Source organism: Bacillus sp. FSL R7-0166 (genome assembly GCF_038008935.1).
GTDB classification, from domain to species: domain Bacteria; phylum Bacillota; class Bacilli; order Bacillales; family Bacillaceae; genus Bacillus; species Bacillus altitudinis.
In genome coordinates, this window is record NZ_JBBPAC010000001.1 from 453,433 (window position 1) to 470,847 (window position 17,415).

The window sequence follows — 17,415 nt, forward strand, 5'->3', positions numbered from 1 at the left end:
GTCTGCGCAGACGTTTCTTGAATGTTTGATCAATATAAGCCTATTCGATTTAAGTAGAGGAAACAAGAAGTGACCATTTGAAAGTTGTGAAATTCCAATGAATTTTGCGCCAAAACAACAGTAGATTCAACTTTTACCCCGCTATCATCTATGGTATGCCGAGAGGTGTCACATTATTTTTCAATTTTGTCACACACTAAGTGACAAAGTGACATTTAGTTTCAATTGAAGGGAAAGTGAAAGCGTTTTACGATAGGTATAAGGGCTTCACTGACTCTCGTTCTTATATCTTTTGACCTATAAAGCCCGAAATAAAGGGAGAGAAGAAAGGGGTTTTCACAGATGAAGGAAAAAAGCGGATTCCGCGTGAAAGTACAGCGCTTTGGAAGCTATTTAAGCGGCATGATTATGCCGAATATTGGTGCATTTATTGCATGGGGACTCATTACAGCTTTGTTCATTCCAAGTGGTTATCTTCCGAATGAGCAATTAGCTACACTCGTTGGACCGATGATTAACTACTTACTACCGCTCTTAATTGGTTACACAGGCGGTAAACTCGTCTATGACCATCGAGGCGGAGTGCTCGGTGCTACGGCTACGATTGGCGTCATTGTTGGCTCAGACATTCCAATGTTTTTAGGTGCCATGATCATGGGACCGCTTGGCGGTTATCTTATTAAGAAAATCGACCAGCTGTTCAAAGACCGAATCAAATCTGGCTTTGAAATGCTTGTGAATAACTTTACGGCAGGTATCCTCGGTGCCATTCTTGTTGCCATTGCATTCTATGCTATCGGCCCAGTGGTACTAGGTCTGAATAAAGCCCTTGCGGCAGGTGTAGATATCATTGTCAATGCTCATTTACTACCGCTGGCAAGTATCTTCATTGAACCTGCAAAAGTATTATTCTTAAACAACGCGATTAACCAAGGTATTTTAGGTCCGTTAGGGGTCGAGCAAGCAGCGAAGACAGGGCAATCTGTTCTGTTCTTGCTTGAAACAAACCCAGGGCCAGGCTTAGGTGTTCTTCTTGCGTATATGTTCTTTGGAAGAGGAAATGCGAAACAGTCTGCACCAGGTGCCATTGTCATTCAGTTCTTAGGAGGAATCCATGAAATTTACTTCCCGTACATCTTAATGAAACCAAAACTTATTTTGGCTGTCATTGCAGGGGGAGCAAGTGGTGTCCTGACGTTCACATTATTAAATGCAGGATTAAAAGCTGTGCCGTCACCAGGAAGTATTATTGCGCTTATGCTGATGTCTCCAAAAGGCGGTCACCTTGCCGTTTTAGCAGGGGTTGTCGTAGCAGCTATCGTATCGTTCCTTGTCGCATCGGTCATTTTGAAAGCATCTAAAGAAGTTGACGAAGATTTAACAGCAGCAACAGAAAAGATGCAGGACATGAAAGGCAAGAAAAGTGCAGCCGCCGCTGCTCTTACAGCACAAAAAGAAGACGCTCAAGCAAACGAGCAAGCAGCATCTCCAAGTGACGTCAATCCAGATGACGTGAATAAAATCATCTTTGCCTGCGATGCAGGAATGGGTTCAAGTGCAATGGGTGCGTCCATTCTGAAAAACAAAGTGAAAAAGGCAGAGCTTGATATCGATGTGACAAACACATCGATCAGCAACATCCCAGACGATGCGGATGTGGTCTTTACTCATAAAGATTTAACAGACAGAGCAAAGGCAAAGCTGCCAGGCGCTGTGCATATCTCAGTGGATAATTTCTTAAACAGCCCGAAATATGATGAGCTGATTGAGAAATTGAAAAAATAACATGACGAAACGGGTTGAGTCCAATTTTTCCTAATTGAACTCCCCGTTTTGGTTGTTTTCCTGATTTTTATTCTAAAAAAGGTGTGTGATCATGTATGAAACAAGTACTTTCTAAAGACAATATTTTTCTAAACGAACAAGCAGGTTCTAAAGAAGAAGCCATCAAAAAAGCAGGCGAAGTCCTCGTAGCAAACGGCTATGTCACAAGTGATTATGTCGACAAAATGTTTGAAAGAGAAAACATCTCTTCAACATTTATGGGGAACGGTATTGCGATCCCTCATGGAACAGAGGATGCCAAAGCGGCTGTCCTTCATTCAGGGATTTCCATTATCCAAATTCCAGATGGCGTTGAATACGGTGAAGGAAATATGGCGAAAGTCGTCTTTGGGATCGCTGGGAAAAACAACGAGCATCTTGATATTCTGTCTCAAATTGCGATTGTCTGTTCAGAAGAAGAAAATGTAGAACGGATCATTCATGCAAAGGATCAGGATGAACTGATCGCCATCTTTAACGAGGTGAACTAACATGAAGGCACTTCATTTTGGAGCAGGGAATATTGGCAGAGGGTTTATCGGATCTTTGTTAAAGACATCAGGCTTTGAGCTTGTCTTTACCGATGTGAATGAAGCGGTCATCAATGAGCTGAATGAAAGAGGAGAATACACGGTTGAACTCGCAGCACCAGGGCAGAAGCAAGAAGTAGTCGGGCCAGTATCAGCGATCAATTCCTCGCAAAACCCAGCGGCATTAACAGAGGCCGTTGCCACAGCCAATTTGATTACAACAGCTGTTGGACCAGCCGTATTGAAGATCATTGCCTCATCGATTGCTGAAGGATTAAAACAAAAAAAGCCGGACCATATCATCAACATCGTGGCATGTGAAAATATGATTGGGGGAAGTGCTCATTTAAAAGAAGCGGTGTTCTCTCATTTAACAGCAGATGAGCAAGCAGCGATATCACAAACCGTGGGCTTTCCAAACGCTGCGGTTGACCGCATTGTTCCGATTCAGCACCATGAGGACATTCTCAAAGTGTCGGTTGAACCATTTTTCGAGTGGGTCATTGATGAGACGGGCTTTATTGGAGATGTTCCTCAAATTGACGGAGCGACCTTTGTCCAAGATTTGACGCCGTATATTGAACGGAAGCTTTTCACCGTCAATACAGGACATGCACTAGCGGCTTATGTCGGGTATCAGAAAGGCGTAAAAACCATTAAAGAAGCTGTTGATACACCAGACATTCGTCAAGTGGTCGAAGGTGCCCTTCATGAAACGGGCAGTTATTTAATTGACGCATATGGCTTCCGAAAAGAAGAACATGATGCGTATATTCAAAAAATCATCAAGCGATTTGAAAATGCGTTTATTTCCGATGAAGTGACTCGTGTCGCACGCTCTCCTCTTAGAAAGCTGGGAGCAGATGACCGTTTAATCGGTCCAGCGAAAAAGATCAAGCAGCCAGTGTACTTAATCAAAGGGATTGCTGCTGCTTTGGCTTACGACTTTGCAGAAGACGAAGAAGCGGTCCGCTTGCAGGCATTAAGGAAAGAAAAAGGCATTGAAGGTGTGCTTCAAGAGGTATGTGGACTCAAACCTGAAGACGATCTCTATCAAGACATCCTCAAAGAAATCGAGCGATAATTAAAAAATCCCTTTCTAACGTGAAAGGGATTTTTTCTATGACTTTTTTAATACTTTCCCCTGCATGACGATATATGTAGTAAGGGGGAATTAGAACATGAAAAAGAAAGCGTTTGCTTCAAGGAGTGTCTTTTTTCAATTGATGTCAGCCATTATCGTTATTACAATTTTAACAGGCGGACTTGTAGGAACAACGGGGTATTTTTTAGCGAAAAATGTCTTAATTGATGCAGGGAAAGCAGATTTAAAACACATCGTAAATGGAGCGATGGCCACTCTTGAACAATTGAACGACCGTGTGGAGAAAAAAGAACTGACGCTTGAACAGGCGCAGGAACAAGCCCGTATTTACTTGAGCGGGCCGAAGAATGACAACGGGAAAGGGTATCAATTTCAAAAATCAGATTTCACCTATAAAAATAAAGGCTACCTTGTCGCATATGGAGCCGATTATTCATCACAGGTTCATCCGGTTAACGACATCGGCGTCATCCCAGATAACACGACAAATCGTCAAAAAATGGTCGCTGGCGCCACAGCAAAAGGCGAGGATGCACACTATATCACCTATATGGATAAAGACGATGCCACGGGGGAAGAAAAGCAAAAACTCGCTTATATGAACCAGTTTACACCGTGGAATTGGAGTATAGGAATCGCTGTATTTCAGGATGAATTTTATAAAGAAATAGAGCAGATGAAGCTCTATATTATTCTCATTACAGCAGGTGTCGCTCTTTTAAGTATGGGTGTCTTTTATTTGGCAGCCCGAGGAAAAGTGAGATTGCTTAAGCAAGTCACGGCTGCTTCAAAAGAAATTGCGGCGGGCAATCTTGAACGCACCAGCTTAAAAGAAACCTCGGATGAAATTGGGCAGCTGGCAAAAGGATTTAATCATATGTCAGGAGAGCTTAGAGCACTTGTGAGCGGTTTGCAGGAAACGAGCAGCCAGCTCGTCGAATCTGCGACAGATCTATCCGCCATCTCTGAAGAAACATCCGCTAGCAGTGAAGAAATTGGCCGAGCGATTGGAGACATCTCAACAGGGACCCTTCATCAGGCATCAGACCTTGAGGTAGCCAATCAACAAATGACTCAGTTCAATCAATCCATTGAAAACGTCAAAGAACAAAGCGACCAGATCAAACGAATTTCAGACCAGTCGAACCAATCTTCCCAGCAGGGTCAGCAAATTGTCCAGCAATTAAAACAATCAAATGAGCAATCCATTCAGGCATCTCAAGGCATTCGATCAGGGATTGAGCAGTTAAGTACAAAAGTACAAGATATTTCTCAAATCACAGATACCATTGAAAGCATTTCAAACGAAACGAACTTACTGGCCCTGAATGCGAGCATTGAAGCAGCTCGTGCAGGAGAGCATGGCAAAGGATTCTCGGTTGTGGCGAGTGAAGTGCGGAATTTAGCTGAACAGACAAAGCAATCAGCCGTTCAAATCCAGCAGATGATTCAAGGCATTAAAGAAGAAACGACGGCTACAGCTGGCATGATGTCCAAAACAATGGATCGTTTTGCCGAGCTTGATGAAGCGGTTCATGCAACAGAACAAGAATTCAATTCCATCTCTACATCGATTTCACAAACCATCGTTGAAACGAATGCGATGGCAAAAGAGCTGAATACCTTACTAGAACAAAACGACCTCATCACAAAAGCGATGCATGGTGCAGCGCATATTTCTCAAGAAAATGCCGCTGCGATTGAAGAAATCACTGCATCTACTGACGAACAAGTCACCGCCATCTCCAATGTGGCGAAGGCAGCAGAAAGGCTCAATGAGCTAAGCATGCGATTGAATCAAGATATTGCACGTTATCGTTTATAAGGTATGGTCAAACGGACGTCGAAAAGTCGATGTCCGTTTTTTTATTTAGACGACTTTCGTCCTTTTTGCCCGTCGCTTTTGATTTGTTTGGTACGTTCGATAGGCTTTCCAAGCATTGGCACATAAAAGCCCTGTGAGTAAATAAGATAAGCTATTAAATAAATAGAAGTCCACACATGAAACGACAGCACAGAGGATACCAAAGATGATTTGATCACGATTCTTTGCTGGTGAAGTAGGTGGATCAGTCAACATAAAGAATGCAAGGAACAAGACAGCATTTAAGTAGGGCGTCATAAAAGCAGATGAAGCATCCGTTAGGCCGATGAATCCCAATATGAGGTGAATGAGTCCGTATGCGGCTAGAAAGGCGAAAACTTGCGGGAACTTTTGTACGCGGCTTGTCACCAAATAACCGCCGACCATCACTAGGATTATAGTCCACCAAGGTAGAAGAGACATACCGCCCCACCAGCTTTGATTGGAAGAAAATAAAATGACTGAGAGCCATAAACCAAACGCAGCTGGATTCAAAATCGGCTTCTTTTGATAAGTGATGACATGCTTAGATAAAATGGCCGCTGCAGCTGTGAAAGCAGATACAGCAAAAGAAGTGGCTGGACTGAGAACAATGCCAATAATCAGCCCTGTGAGCAGAGCTCCATCAGGGAATGTGTGTTTATGACGTTTCCGAATCACTCTTGTAATAAAAGTGTCAAGAATCAGTGCTGTCCCGATGCTGGTGGCAACTGTAGTGAGACCACTAAGAAATCCAGTGTGCAGACTGCCGGCGGCTAGAAGAACCAATAGAATGGCAATGACATACCGTTTCGGCGTCCGAATGTAGGTTTTTAGTGAAGGCGATGATTTCAAAAATGTTTGGTCTGTGGTTGGTGCTGGCTGTAATTCCATGATGGAACCTCCTTCATCTCCGGTGTTAGGGTCATATCAGCATCTTGATCCACCATCACGGCAGGTATTTCATGTTCGGCTAAAAAAGAATAACCTCCTTCTCTACCTAATAAAAAAGCAGCTGTAGAGAGACTATCGGCGAGCATACCGAGTGGTGCAATGACGGTACAACTTAACAAACTTTGTTCAGACTGTTTCGTTTGAGGGTGAATCAAATGGTGCGTATGAGGATCATTACGGCTGATCCGTTCATAGCTTCCAGATGTACAAATCGCACAATTAGTCGTTTGAATGACCGAGATGTTGGTCTGTTTGTGAATGGGATGCCGAATCCCAATTGTCCACTCTTCTTGTTGTTCGTTAAATCCAGATACCAACACATCCCCACCAGCATTCATCATAAAGCCTTCCCATGCTTCAAGCTCTTTTGCGGCAAGATCGCACGCAAATCCCTTTGCAATAGAACCGAAATCCAAAATAAGCGGTTTATTCAAATAAATCGTCCGATTCGTCTCGTTTAACTGGACGTCACGGTAATGAACGGCTGTATGTGGTACGTCATCTGATGAAAAAGTTTGTCCTGTCGTGTATAACCGATTGAATCCTTTTTGTTCCATGACTTTCCCGATGGTTGGATCATACTTTCCATTTGTTAATTCAGCTAACTCTAACGCATAGGCTGTTAAATCGAAAAGCATTTCACTGACTAATACCTCTTGATTTGAGCGATTGGCTAACTTCATGACTTCCGAATCAGAGCGAAAACGGCTAAACCGATGTTCGATATCGTAAAAAATGGAAAAAGCGCGATTGATGTCTTCTAAAACAGCTCGTCGATCTTCTTCATAGGCAACCACTTGAATATTGATAACAGTTCCCATAGCCAGCATGGATTTTTGATAAGTCATCAGTTTTTGTTGTCCTAACCATTTCATCATAGTGTCTCCTCTCTATGCCTTTGCCTGCTCTAAAGCCTGAGCAACGGCTGTTTCAAAATCCTGAGTACTTAATGTTGCACCGCTCACCGTATCTACATCAGCACTTTGTCTGATAACCACTTCATTAGGTAATGATGAAATGGAGCTTTGCCCGTATCTTGTGTTATCACTCGTAATCTCGACAGAAGTGATATTTCCTTGTTTGATGGTAACAGATACACTGATAGAGCCAATCTCATTTGATCCAGTACCAGAAAAAGTACCATCCTTGAGTTCAGTTTCTGAAGTGGTATCTTCTGTTTGAGTGGCGGTAGTATCTGATGTGAGAGATGTATCGTTTGAAGAAGCGTCTACTTGTGTATTTGATTGTGCTGTCTGAACGGCTTGAGCGTGATGGGTAGTTGCATAACCAGTGATGTATAAGCTGCTAATGGCTGCGGTGCAAAGACTAATCATTTTCTTATTTATTTTTGCCATGATGTATCCTACCTCCTATTACGATCTACTATATAGAAGAAATTTGAACAAACCATGAACAAGAAAAGAACGATTTTTGATAATGGGTATGAAGAATCAAAATATTGCACGTTATCGTTTATCATTTATTTTTGACTGTGGTTCATTTATCAGGTAGGATGAAATAAATCTAAACCTTGCTCACGCAATCAAAAAGGGGTGTTTCGGCCATGAAAAAGAAAATATTGATGTTCTTACCTTGTGGCTACGGATACTCCACTGCTGTTTTCTTTTAGGATAGACAAAAATTGGTGAAGTCTGTCTACAGGAGGAAAAACACGCAGAAAAATCATAGTGAGTGAGGGATTTACATGGAGAAAATTACGAGAAAAAACCCAGAAAGTATGCCGAAACCCGTTGGCAACTACAGTCATATCACAAGGGTGCCAAAGGGTGCGGGGTTATTTGTGACATCAGGTCAAGTAGGGACAGGAGCGGATGGACAGATCCCATCAAGCTTAAACGACCAAGTCACCAATACGTTTGAAAATATAAAGAGAATCCTTGCATCAGAAGGATTGAATGAAGAACACGTCATCAAAGTCAATATTTGGGCAACAGAAGAAATTGATTGGGATCATCTATATCCACAGTGGGATGCAATCTTCAAAACGGCATATCCATCAATGACCGTTGCCTATGTGACTGCATTAGGGTGGCCAGAGCTGAAAATCGAAATAGAGCTATGGTGTGCCGATATTTAATCAAAAAAAGAACAGTGCAAACTGTTCTTTCAGCGTGTAGCCAAACCCTCGCATTCTTTGTCAGTCCTGCGTGCTGGTGCTCACGAATGTCAAATTCGCTCCGCTCCAGTACTCGTCCTTCCTAGGGCTGCAAAGGTTTTCTATCACGCTGAAAAGAAGACAAAGGGCTAAAATAAAGAATCATTTTAGCCCTTTGTCAACAATCTGAAAGAACAGTGCAAACTGTTCTTTTTTTGATGAGTATTTATGAAACAGCTTGGAATCGCTTTGTAATGAATGCACCGAGAAATGCACAGGCTGTGTAGATGATGACCCAAATGAGAAAGGTTTTATTTCCACCAATAGAGGTGAACATCAGAATCACACTCGCTACCAGCACAATCAAGGTGGGAAACCAAATGTTCTTTAAAAACAATGTACCGAAAATACCAATCAGCACAGAGATCATAGGTAAACCAAATACAACGAATAAGACAAAAACAGCCATGTTAATTACTCCTTTGAACCAAATCAACTATTTACATAAAAACATATAACAGTGCTGCACCCATATGCGGAAGAGCAAAGATGATGAAAAGAAACGCCGTATCAAGACGAAACATCCGGTGTTCTTTTGTTTCAGAGTGATAGGCCGCTCTTGCCTCTTCCCCGTTGGTCCATGCACCCATAAGAAATCCAGATGCAACGAACGCAATAATAGAGATTCCACCACTGACGAATCCAATCCATTCATGGTGCTGTAATATGAGCGCCGCACTGCAAATCACCAGCATGGAGCAAACACCAACAAAAAAAGCATGTTTCTTTCTCATTACGCTTCACTCCTTCGGACAGCTATTAGGAGACCGCATCACATATTTCAATGAAATGTCCATCAGGATCAGACACGTAACTAACCGTTTGCCCCCACGGCTTCTTGGCAGGTTCCTTGATGACAGATACTCCTTTTTCCTTCAAGGACGCAATGGTTTCATTCACATCATCCACAACAAAGCCAATCTCAAACGTTTGTGACGAGCTAACTGCCTCTGGAACAGGTAGACCAAGTGCCTCTTTCACATCTTGGCGTGAATTAATCGATAAGGTCACTTCTCCTGTATCAAACTCAACATAGGATTCAACTCTTAATTTAATCGGGAAACCGAGGGTATGATGGTAGAACTGAATACTTGCTTCAACATCGTTTACATATAGAATGGTATATTTCATTTTCATATGGAAAGCTCCTCTCTTCATATACGTGTCAAAACCGGAAAGGTTTCCCACTCATTTTAACATATAGGTCATAAGAATTATTAAATTCCAAAAAAAACAATATTTTCACCTCAATCGTCTTGAAAAACAAAATGTGGTGACATATGATAAAAATGTAAAATGAGAAAAAATAGGGGGGAACTTACATGTTGAAAAAAATCATGGTGGCTGTCATATCATTCGGTCTTTTACTTAGCTTTACACAAGTTGACACTCACACAGCGGATGCAAAGACAGTCAAGTACAAAAACTGCAAAGCACTCAACAAAGTGTATAAAGGCGGCGTGGCAAAAAGCAAAAATACGAAAAACAAAGGTGGAAAAACGAAGTACAAGCCTTATGCATCAAAAGCACTTTACTTAAAAAATAAACACCTTGACCGTGATAAAGACGGCATTGCGTGTGAACGTTAAGAAGAAGAAAAAAGACCTGTCACAAGGTCTTTTTTCTATGGGATCAAACTCGTCCCTTTGTGCCATCTTCATCTTTATATTAAAATAAAGATAGATTCAAAAAATGATACAAAGTGGGGTACTCAATTTGTCAACACAAGCTGATAAGAAAGACATCCGATTGATTGCCATTGATATGGATGGCACGCTGTTAAACAGTGAGCACGTCATTCCTGAGGAAAATAAACAAGCCATTAAAGAAGCAGAAGCCAAAGGGGTCCATGTGGTGATTAGTACAGGACGTACGCTGATGACATGCAAAGAGCTGGTCGAGCCGCTGAAACTCTCTTCCTATCTTGTCACAGCGAATGGAAGTGAAATTTGGGATTCAAACTTCCAGTTGATTGAACGGGAACTGCTGCATCCCGATCACGTTCAGATGATGTGGGATCTAAAAAACAGATACGAAACCGATTACTGGGCATCTACTGTGGATAAGGTGTGGAGGGGAGAATTCCCAGAACGCATTCATGACCACGAATGGTTGAAATTTGGTTTTGATATTCATGACGATGCTGTACGTGAGGAAGTCCTCCATACATTGAAAACAAATGGACAGCTAGAAATCACGAATTCCAGTCCAACCAATATTGAAGTCAATGCAGCAGGCATTAACAAAGCGGCAGCTCTTGCAAAAGTTGCAGAACGCATTGGCTGTACAATGGACAACGTCATGTCACTTGGCGACAGTCTGAATGATATGGCGATGATTCAAGAAGCCGGATTAGGCATCGCAATGGGCAATGCACAAGAAGTTGTGAAAGAAGCCGCTGATTGGATTACGGCTCCTAATACAGAGCACGGGGTAGCAAAAGCCATCCAGCATTGGGTGCTGTCTAAATAAACGAGTAGAAAAAGTGAGAGGATATGACCTCTCACTTTTTTTGTTTTCTCCTAGTTCTATTGTTATATTTTCTGACAATTTCATGTGCAGTCTATCCAAAGTTGGTATAATCAATATAAATTCGAATATTCGGACTTTCTATTCCGCAATTCGGAACGACAAGGAGGGGTCCTATGTATCAAGTGGATATTAACTGTGATTTGGGAGAAAGTTTTGGTCAATACACCATCGGTTCAGATGAACAAATTCTTGAATATGTTACCTCAGCCAATATTGCATGCGGTTTTCATGCGGGAGATCCAACTGTGATGAGAAAGACGGTTAAAATGGCACTGGATAAAGGGGTTCAAATTGGTGCACATCCAGGTCTGCAAGATTTAGTCGGTTTTGGCAGACGTCCAATCGCGATCTCAGCAGAGGAAGCCTATGATCTTGTGATCTATCAAATTGGTGCACTATCAGCCTTTCTGAAAGCAGAAGGCGGTACGATGCAGCACGTCAAACCACATGGCGCCCTTTACAACATGGCGGCTAAAAATACTGAATTATCTGAATCGATTGCGAAGGCTGTGTATGATATTGATCCTAACCTTGTGTTATTTGCGCTGTCAGGCAGTGAACTTGCGTTAGCAGGGGAAAGAATCGGTCTTCAAGTGGCACATGAAGTTTTTTCTGATCGGACGTATCAACCAGACGGGACACTGACATCACGCCGTGAACCTCATGCACTTATTGAAGAGGATGAAAGGGCAGTTCAGCAGGTCATCCGTATGGTAAGAGAGGGGAAAGTGCGGACAGTGCAAGGGGAAGATGTTCAGCTCAAAGCAGATACGGTGTGCATCCACGGGGATGGCAGTCACGCGCTTCAATTTGCAAAAACCATTACAGCGAAGCTAAAAGAAGCCACTATTCAACTCAAGGCCTTTCGATAAATCGTCATCAAAGGGGGAAACAGCATGAAAAGAGAGAAAGCCAAACAGATGAAAGCTCCAAAAGGGAACCGTTCTATGCTGATGGGCGCAGCCTTTTTAATGGCAACGTCCGCCATTGGACCGGGATTTTTAACACAAACAACGGTGTTCACACAGCAGCTCGCAGCTAGCTTTGGGTTTGTCATTTTGATTTCCATTTTGCTAGACATTTTTGCGCAAACAAATGTATGGCGTATCATTGCCGTCTCGGAAAAAAGAGGACAGGACATTGCCAATATGGTTCTGCCGGGTCTTGGATATGTGTTAGCCTGTTTGATTGTCATTGGGGGTCTTGCCTTTAATATTGGAAATATCGCCGGTGCGGGTCTCGGTTTTCAGGTCATATTCGGCGTCGATCCCCGCATAGGGGCTGGGGTCAGTGCAGTCATTGCCATTCTCATTTTTGTCATCAAAGAGGCAGGAAAAGCGATGGACCGATTCACACAAATCGCTGGTTTTGTCATGATTGGTCTGATGCTGTATGTGGCTATTTCCACAGCACCGCCAGTTGGAGAAGCTGTCATGAGAACTTTCGTGCCAGAGAAAATTGACATGTTATCAATTGTCACACTTGTCGGCGGAACGGTTGGCGGCTATATCGTTTTTGCTGGTGGTCATCGTCTGCTGGATGCTGGCATTAAGGGGAAGGAAGCATTGCCGCAAGTGACGAAAAGTTCCATTTTCGGTATTTTAATCACATCCGTGATGCGTGTGGCTTTATTTTTAGCCGTTCTAGGAGTTGTCTCAAAAGGCTTGCAGATTGATCCGTCGAACCCGCCTGCGTCTGTTTTTCAATTAGCATCTGGAAATGTTGGATATAAAATGTTCGGGATTATTATGTGGGCTGCTGCCATTACCTCAGTCATTGGAGCGGCATACACCTCCGTTTCCTTCTTTAAAACCTTCTCACCAAAAATCGAGAAAAATCAACGAGGCATTATCGTTGGTTTCATTGCGCTCTCGACCATTTGTTTTATCACGATTGGAAGACCTGTGAACATATTGATTTTGGTTGGGGCCATCAATGCATTGATCTTGCCGCTTGCACTCGGAACATTGCTGATTGCTGCCTATAAAAAAGAAATTGTCGGTGATTATCGCCATCCATTCTTTTTGACAGCAACAGGTGCGTTTGTTGTTGTCATCATGGCAATCATGGGCGGATATACCATCATGAATGAAATTCCAAAACTATGGAGCTGATCACATGAAAGCATATCAAACCTATAAGCCGTCACAAATCAGGGAATTGATTCGTAAGCAGAAGATCACAGGCCCAACGGCTGGCTTTGCTGAGGGATTTGCGCAAGCCAACTTAATGATCGTCAAAAAAGAGCTAGCCTTCGATTTTCTTTTATTTTGTCAACGGAATCCGGCTTCGTGCCCTTTGCTTGATGTGCTCGACCCAGGTGATCCAGTGCCAAGGCGTTCAGCACCTGATGCGGATATTCGAACGGATTTCCCTAAATATCGTGTTTACAAAAAAGGGGTTCTTCAAGAAGAGGTAACAGATATTTCTTCCTATTGGGAGGATGATATGGTGGGCTTTCTCATCGGATGCAGCTTTACGTTTGAGCATGCACTGATGCTGAATGACATTCCTGTCCGCCATATTGAAGACGGTCATAATGTCCCAATGTATCAAACGAACATTTCATGTGAAAGGGCAGGTGTATTCCATGGTCCGATGGTTGTCAGCATGAGGCCGATCCCAGCACATCAAGTCACAAGAAGTGTTCAGGTGACGTCTAGATTCCCATCTGTACATGGCGGTCCTATCCATATAGGTGATCCAGCTGTGATTGGCATTGAACATGTAGATCAACCAGACTTTGGAGAACCATCTGTGATCAAAGAAGGGGAAGTCCCGGTGTTTTGGGCATGTGGTGTGACGCCGCAAGCCATCGTCATGCACACTAAGCCAGACATTGCGATCACCCATGCACCCGGTCATATGTTTATCACAGATGTAAGAGATCAAAAGCTCGGTGTCCTGTAGAAAGAGAGGTGTCATAAAAGTGGCATTTTCAACGATAAAAGATACGATCACGTTCCACCCGCTAGGAGACGCAGCCATTGTCATCCAAGCCGGGACTGACATAAGTGAAGACATTCATGAGCGTGTGAAGCAGCTGTTTTTATGTATTGAACAGCATCCATTTGACGGATATGTGGAAGCTGTTCAAGCCTTTACAAACGTGACCGTCTTTTATGAGCCCTATAAGGTGTATCAATCTGCTCAGCTTAAGCAACGTGCGATCTCTCCGTATGAATGGGTCAAAGACTATATTGAAAACCTCCTTGAAGACAACTGGCAGGAGGGGAATCAGGCAAAGCGCCGGATCGTCGACATTCCTGTATGTTATGGAGGAGAGCTCGGTCCTGACTTAGAAGAAGTCGCCCGTATCAATGGTTTGACGCCTGAAGAAGTTGTACGCATTCACACATCCGGGAGGTATCTTGTCTATATGATTGGGTTTGCTCCTGGGTTCCCGTTTTTAGGCGGACTTTCTGAAAAAATTGCAGCTCCGCGTAGAGAAACACCAAGAATGTCGATTCCAAAAGGGTCTGTGGGTATTGCGGGGAAGCAGACAGGGGTTTATCCGATATCTACACCGGGAGGCTGGCAGCTCATTGGACAAACCCCTTTGTCCTTATTTCGGCCGAATGCTGAGAGACCTAGTCTTCTAAAGGCAGGGGACGAGGTTCGATTTGTTCAACTGTCTGAAAAGGAATTTTTCAGCATGAAGGAGGAAGATCGTTGAGTATGCATGTCATCAAGCCAGGAATGTTCACCACCATTCAAGATAAAGGGAGGATAGGCTATCAGAAGTACGGTGTGTTAACGAGCGGCAGCATGGACCCGCTCTCGCTCCGAATCGCCAACATCCTCACCGGGAATCAAGAAAACGAAGCGGTGCTGGAAATCACATTAATGGGGCCCGGTCCAGTGTTGACATGTCAGAAGGATCAGCTGATCGCCGTGACCGGTGCTGATGTGGAGATTGAGATTGACGGGGAACAAGCGCCTCTATGGAAACCGCTCTTCATTCGAGCAGGAAGCACGATCACCTTTGGCCCTTGTAAGAGGGGATGCCGCTCCTACCTCGCTGTAGCCGGTGGATTTGATGTTGAGCCGGTGATGAAAAGTAAAAGTACGTATGTCAGAGCGAAGATAGGCGGGGTAGAAGGGCGTCCGCTAGAAAAAGGAGACGTCCTGCCGATTGGAGAACCGTCACCACTGGCGGTGAGCCTCGTTCACATGTTAAAAAGCAAAGGGGAACGTGCGCCAGACTGGACAGTCAATCATGCTCATTTTTTGCCTCTCGGGAAATCACCAGTCATTCGGGTGCTGGCAGGCAGACATCTATCTCATTTTCAGGAAGAATCGCAGCAGGCTTTTTTCGAACGGTCTTATCAGGTCACTCCCCAATCTGATCGTATGGGATGCAGATTGAAAGGGGAATCGATTCGTTTAAAGCAAAAGCTTGAATTGATTTCAGAAGCGGTTGCTTTTGGCTCTATTCAAATTCCTCCTGACGGCCAGCCGATTATTCTGCTCGCAGATCGCCAGACGACAGGTGGATATCCCCGAATTGGTGAGGTGGCAACAGTCGATTTGCCGCTCATTGCGCAGGCGATGCCTGGAGCGAATCTCACGTTTCAACAAATTGACCACCAAGAAGCAGAGCAAGCCTTATTCACACAAGAAGCAGAAATGAAGGACCTGACGGCAAGATTAAAACTCGAAGCATTTTCGTTTTAGAAAAGGTGAGAAACATGCAGAACACAAATAAAACCGTTGTGAAATCAATGGAGATATTACGGCTTTTTATCACACACGAACAATTAACGTTAAATGACATGATTGAGCTCTCGAGCATGCCCAAAACATCTGTACACCGAATGGCCAACTCGTTAGCCGATATGGGGTTATTAGAAAAGCATCCTTCAGGTGTTTACCGATTAGGCTTGATGTTCCTTGAATATGGTCAGCTTGTCGCCGACCGCCTCGATATCCGTAGAATTGCAAGGCCCTTTATGGAAAACTTGCGTGATGAGGTAGGTGAGGCTGTTCAGCTCATTATTCGTGAAGGAGATGAAGCGATTTATGTGGAGAAAATGGAAGGAACGCAGCCTGTCCGGCTCTATACCGCTGTCGGAAGAAGATCCCCATTATATGCGGGAGCTTGTGCGAGAAGTATTCTTTCCTTTTTGCCAGAGGAAGAGAGACTTGCCTATATTGATTCGGTAGAGCTCGGGAAAATCGGGATCGGAACCATTACCGATAAAGATGTCCTGCGAAACATGATCGAAGAATCAAACAGACGTGGCTATACGTTAAGCTATTCAGAGCTTGAAAACTATACTGCGGCTATTGGAGCGCCCATTTTCAATCATCACGGAGAAGTGGCAGCAGGCATTAGTATTGCAGGGTTTGAGGCCGGCTATCAAAAGGAACGGCTTCCTTATTTAATTGAGCAGGTCAAAAAAGCGGCCAGCGGCATTTCAAAAGAATTAGGTTTTGCATCTGAACAAATAAAAAGCCAATGACCGTTAAGATCATTGGCTTTTTGCGTGTTCATGATTAGAAAGTTTTACCTAAAGCTTTTGCACGTTCGATCGCATCTGCTTTAATTTGTTCTGCTTTTGCAGGCTCAGCATTGTGACCTTCAACAATAAGACCTTCGAAAGAAGGAATACCGAAGAAGTTTGCAATTGTTCCAAGGTAACGGTGACCTGCTTCTAGTTCAGCAGCAGGACCTTCAGTGTAGTATCCGCCACGTGCTTGGATGTGTAGCGCTTTTTTGTCTGTTAGTAATCCAACAGGACCTTGCTCAGTGTATTTGAATGTTTTACCAGCTACAGCAACAGAGTCGATGTATGCTTTAAGAACTGGTGGGAATGAGAAGTTCCAAAGTGGTGAAACAAATACGTATTTGTCAGCAGAAACGAATTGATCGCTTAATTCGTTTAGGCGAGCAACTTTCGCTTGCTCTTCAGCTGAAAGTGTATCGAAGCCAGCACCAGATTGAAGCTTGCCCCATCCAGCGAATACATCTGCATCAATGTGAGGAATGTTTTCTTTGTACAAATCGATATGTACAACCTCGTCACTTGGATTTGCTTCCTTATAAGATTCGATAAATGCTTTAGCAGTAGCCATACTGTAAGAAACTGTTTCATCATGCGGATGTGCAGTGATGTATAAAACTTTTGCCATGTTCATTCAATCCTTCCTGTTTCAATGATTTTTTTAGCGTATCCCAAAGATACACTGAATATGTGGCATCTTTAATCATATTGGAATGCTATGAAAAAGATGTAACAAGCACAGTTACATAAAAACTGATATTTTCATTGTAATCACTATATAGTTTGAAGTCAAGGTATAAAGTCTTGAAATCAAGATAAAAAGTTTGTAAATTTTTCTGAAACGCTTCAAAGCTGCGATTTAAGCAAAAAAACCCTACTCCCATTGAACAAAAAATGGATCGATATCGCAAGTAAAGTGTTTGTAAATGCGTTCATCCTGCGTC

20 protein-coding genes are annotated in these 17,415 nt (G+C 43.3%); 13 read left to right on the forward strand and 7 right to left on the reverse strand.

Annotation, left to right across the window (positions count from 1 at the left end):
- Positions 1–342: 342 nt before the first annotated feature.
- The 4 genes from NST01_RS02190 (at position 343) to NST01_RS02205 (ending at position 5,284) form a co-directional block, all read left to right on the forward strand.
- Complete coding sequence (locus tag NST01_RS02190) at positions 343–1,785, forward strand: PTS mannitol transporter subunit IICB (protein ID WP_326115456.1); 1,443 nt, start codon at positions 343–345, stop codon at positions 1,783–1,785.
- Positions 1,786–1,880: 95 nt separating this feature from the next.
- Positions 1,881–2,315: a PTS sugar transporter subunit IIA gene (locus tag NST01_RS02195; protein ID WP_046527414.1), complete on the forward strand. Its 435-nt coding sequence runs from the start codon at positions 1,881–1,883 to the stop codon at positions 2,313–2,315.
- A 1-nt stretch (position 2,316) separates the two neighbouring features.
- Entirely contained in the window at positions 2,317–3,438 is a 1,122-nt protein-coding gene (locus tag NST01_RS02200) for a mannitol-1-phosphate 5-dehydrogenase (protein ID WP_326115453.1), read from the forward strand.
- Between the two features lie 97 nt (positions 3,439–3,535).
- Positions 3,536–5,284, forward strand: a complete 1,749-nt coding sequence (locus NST01_RS02205; RefSeq protein ID WP_326115451.1) for a methyl-accepting chemotaxis protein — start codon at positions 3,536–3,538, stop codon at positions 5,282–5,284.
- Positions 5,285–5,329: 45 nt separating this feature from the next.
- On the opposite strand, the gene NST01_RS02210 is transcribed toward NST01_RS02205, so the two are convergent.
- Genes NST01_RS02210 through NST01_RS02220 form a run of 3 tightly spaced genes read right to left on the reverse strand, consistent with a single transcriptional unit; the run spans position 5,330 to position 7,611 of the window.
- Entirely contained in the window at positions 5,330–6,196 is an 867-nt protein-coding gene (locus NST01_RS02210) for an RnfABCDGE type electron transport complex subunit D (RefSeq protein ID WP_098680831.1), read from the reverse strand.
- Positions 6,154–7,131 (reverse strand): FAD:protein FMN transferase, encoded by a 978-nt coding sequence (locus NST01_RS02215; RefSeq protein ID WP_098680830.1) that lies wholly within the window; start codon positions 7,129–7,131, stop codon positions 6,154–6,156. The genes NST01_RS02210 and NST01_RS02215 overlap by 43 nt, the downstream gene beginning before the upstream one ends.
- Positions 7,132–7,146: 15 nt before the next feature.
- A complete protein-coding gene (locus tag NST01_RS02220) occupies positions 7,147–7,611 on the reverse strand; it encodes an FMN-binding protein (RefSeq protein WP_098680829.1) in 465 nt (154 codons plus the stop codon).
- A 350-nt stretch (positions 7,612–7,961) separates the two neighbouring features.
- Between NST01_RS02220 and NST01_RS02225 the strand changes: the two genes are divergently transcribed.
- Positions 7,962–8,354, forward strand: coding sequence for a RidA family protein (locus NST01_RS02225; RefSeq protein ID WP_007498112.1), 393 nt, complete (start codon positions 7,962–7,964; stop codon positions 8,352–8,354).
- A 244-nt stretch (positions 8,355–8,598) separates the two neighbouring features.
- On the opposite strand, the gene NST01_RS02230 is transcribed toward NST01_RS02225, so the two are convergent.
- The 3 genes from NST01_RS02230 to NST01_RS02240 are packed head-to-tail and all read right to left on the reverse strand — an operon-like array spanning position 8,599 to position 9,569.
- A complete protein-coding gene (locus NST01_RS02230) occupies positions 8,599–8,841 on the reverse strand; it encodes a DUF2651 family protein (protein ID WP_098680863.1) in 243 nt (80 codons plus the stop codon).
- A gap of 31 nt (positions 8,842–8,872) precedes the next feature.
- A complete protein-coding gene (locus tag NST01_RS02235; protein WP_017366628.1) occupies positions 8,873–9,166 on the reverse strand; it encodes a DUF5316 family protein in 294 nt (97 codons plus the stop codon).
- A 25-nt stretch (positions 9,167–9,191) separates the two neighbouring features.
- Positions 9,192–9,569, reverse strand: a complete 378-nt coding sequence (locus tag NST01_RS02240) for a VOC family protein (protein ID WP_098680864.1) — start codon at positions 9,567–9,569, stop codon at positions 9,192–9,194.
- A gap of 200 nt (positions 9,570–9,769) precedes the next feature.
- Here NST01_RS02240 and NST01_RS02245 point away from each other — a divergent pair, with 200 nt between their 5' ends.
- From NST01_RS02245 to NST01_RS02280, 8 genes are all read left to right on the forward strand, one after another.
- Positions 9,770–10,021: an excalibur calcium-binding domain-containing protein gene (locus NST01_RS02245; protein WP_396484135.1), complete on the forward strand. Its 252-nt coding sequence runs from the start codon at positions 9,770–9,772 to the stop codon at positions 10,019–10,021.
- 103 nt (positions 10,022–10,124) lie between these two features.
- Positions 10,125–10,904, forward strand: coding sequence for a Cof-type HAD-IIB family hydrolase (locus NST01_RS02250; protein ID WP_375831194.1), 780 nt, complete (start codon positions 10,125–10,127; stop codon positions 10,902–10,904).
- 173 nt (positions 10,905–11,077) lie between these two features.
- Positions 11,078–11,836: a LamB/YcsF family protein gene (locus tag NST01_RS02255; RefSeq protein WP_017366630.1), complete on the forward strand. Its 759-nt coding sequence runs from the start codon at positions 11,078–11,080 to the stop codon at positions 11,834–11,836.
- A 24-nt stretch (positions 11,837–11,860) separates the two neighbouring features.
- Positions 11,861–13,078 carry an NRAMP family divalent metal transporter gene (locus tag NST01_RS02260; protein ID WP_007498097.1) on the forward strand — a complete coding sequence of 406 codons (1,218 nt, stop codon included), beginning with the start codon at positions 11,861–11,863 and terminating at the stop codon, positions 13,076–13,078.
- 4 nt (positions 13,079–13,082) lie between these two features.
- Positions 13,083–13,874 carry a putative hydro-lyase gene (locus NST01_RS02265; protein WP_017366631.1) on the forward strand — a complete coding sequence of 264 codons (792 nt, stop codon included), beginning with the start codon at positions 13,083–13,085 and terminating at the stop codon, positions 13,872–13,874.
- A gap of 19 nt (positions 13,875–13,893) precedes the next feature.
- On the forward strand, positions 13,894–14,640 hold the full coding sequence (gene pxpB, locus NST01_RS02270) for a 5-oxoprolinase subunit PxpB (RefSeq protein ID WP_098680865.1): 747 nt from the start codon (positions 13,894–13,896) through the stop codon (positions 14,638–14,640).
- Positions 14,637–15,641, forward strand: a complete 1,005-nt coding sequence (locus NST01_RS02275) for a 5-oxoprolinase subunit C family protein (RefSeq protein ID WP_098680866.1) — start codon at positions 14,637–14,639, stop codon at positions 15,639–15,641. The genes pxpB and NST01_RS02275 overlap by 4 nt, the downstream gene beginning before the upstream one ends.
- Before the next feature lie 14 nt (positions 15,642–15,655).
- Positions 15,656–16,429 carry an IclR family transcriptional regulator gene (locus tag NST01_RS02280; protein WP_007498093.1) on the forward strand — a complete coding sequence of 258 codons (774 nt, stop codon included), beginning with the start codon at positions 15,656–15,658 and terminating at the stop codon, positions 16,427–16,429.
- Between the two features lie 34 nt (positions 16,430–16,463).
- Here the strand turns inward: NST01_RS02280 and NST01_RS02285 are convergent, their stop codons facing one another.
- Positions 16,464–17,099, reverse strand: a complete 636-nt coding sequence (locus tag NST01_RS02285; protein ID WP_024720223.1) for an FMN-dependent NADH-azoreductase — start codon at positions 17,097–17,099, stop codon at positions 16,464–16,466.
- Positions 17,100–17,415 lie beyond the last annotated feature (316 nt).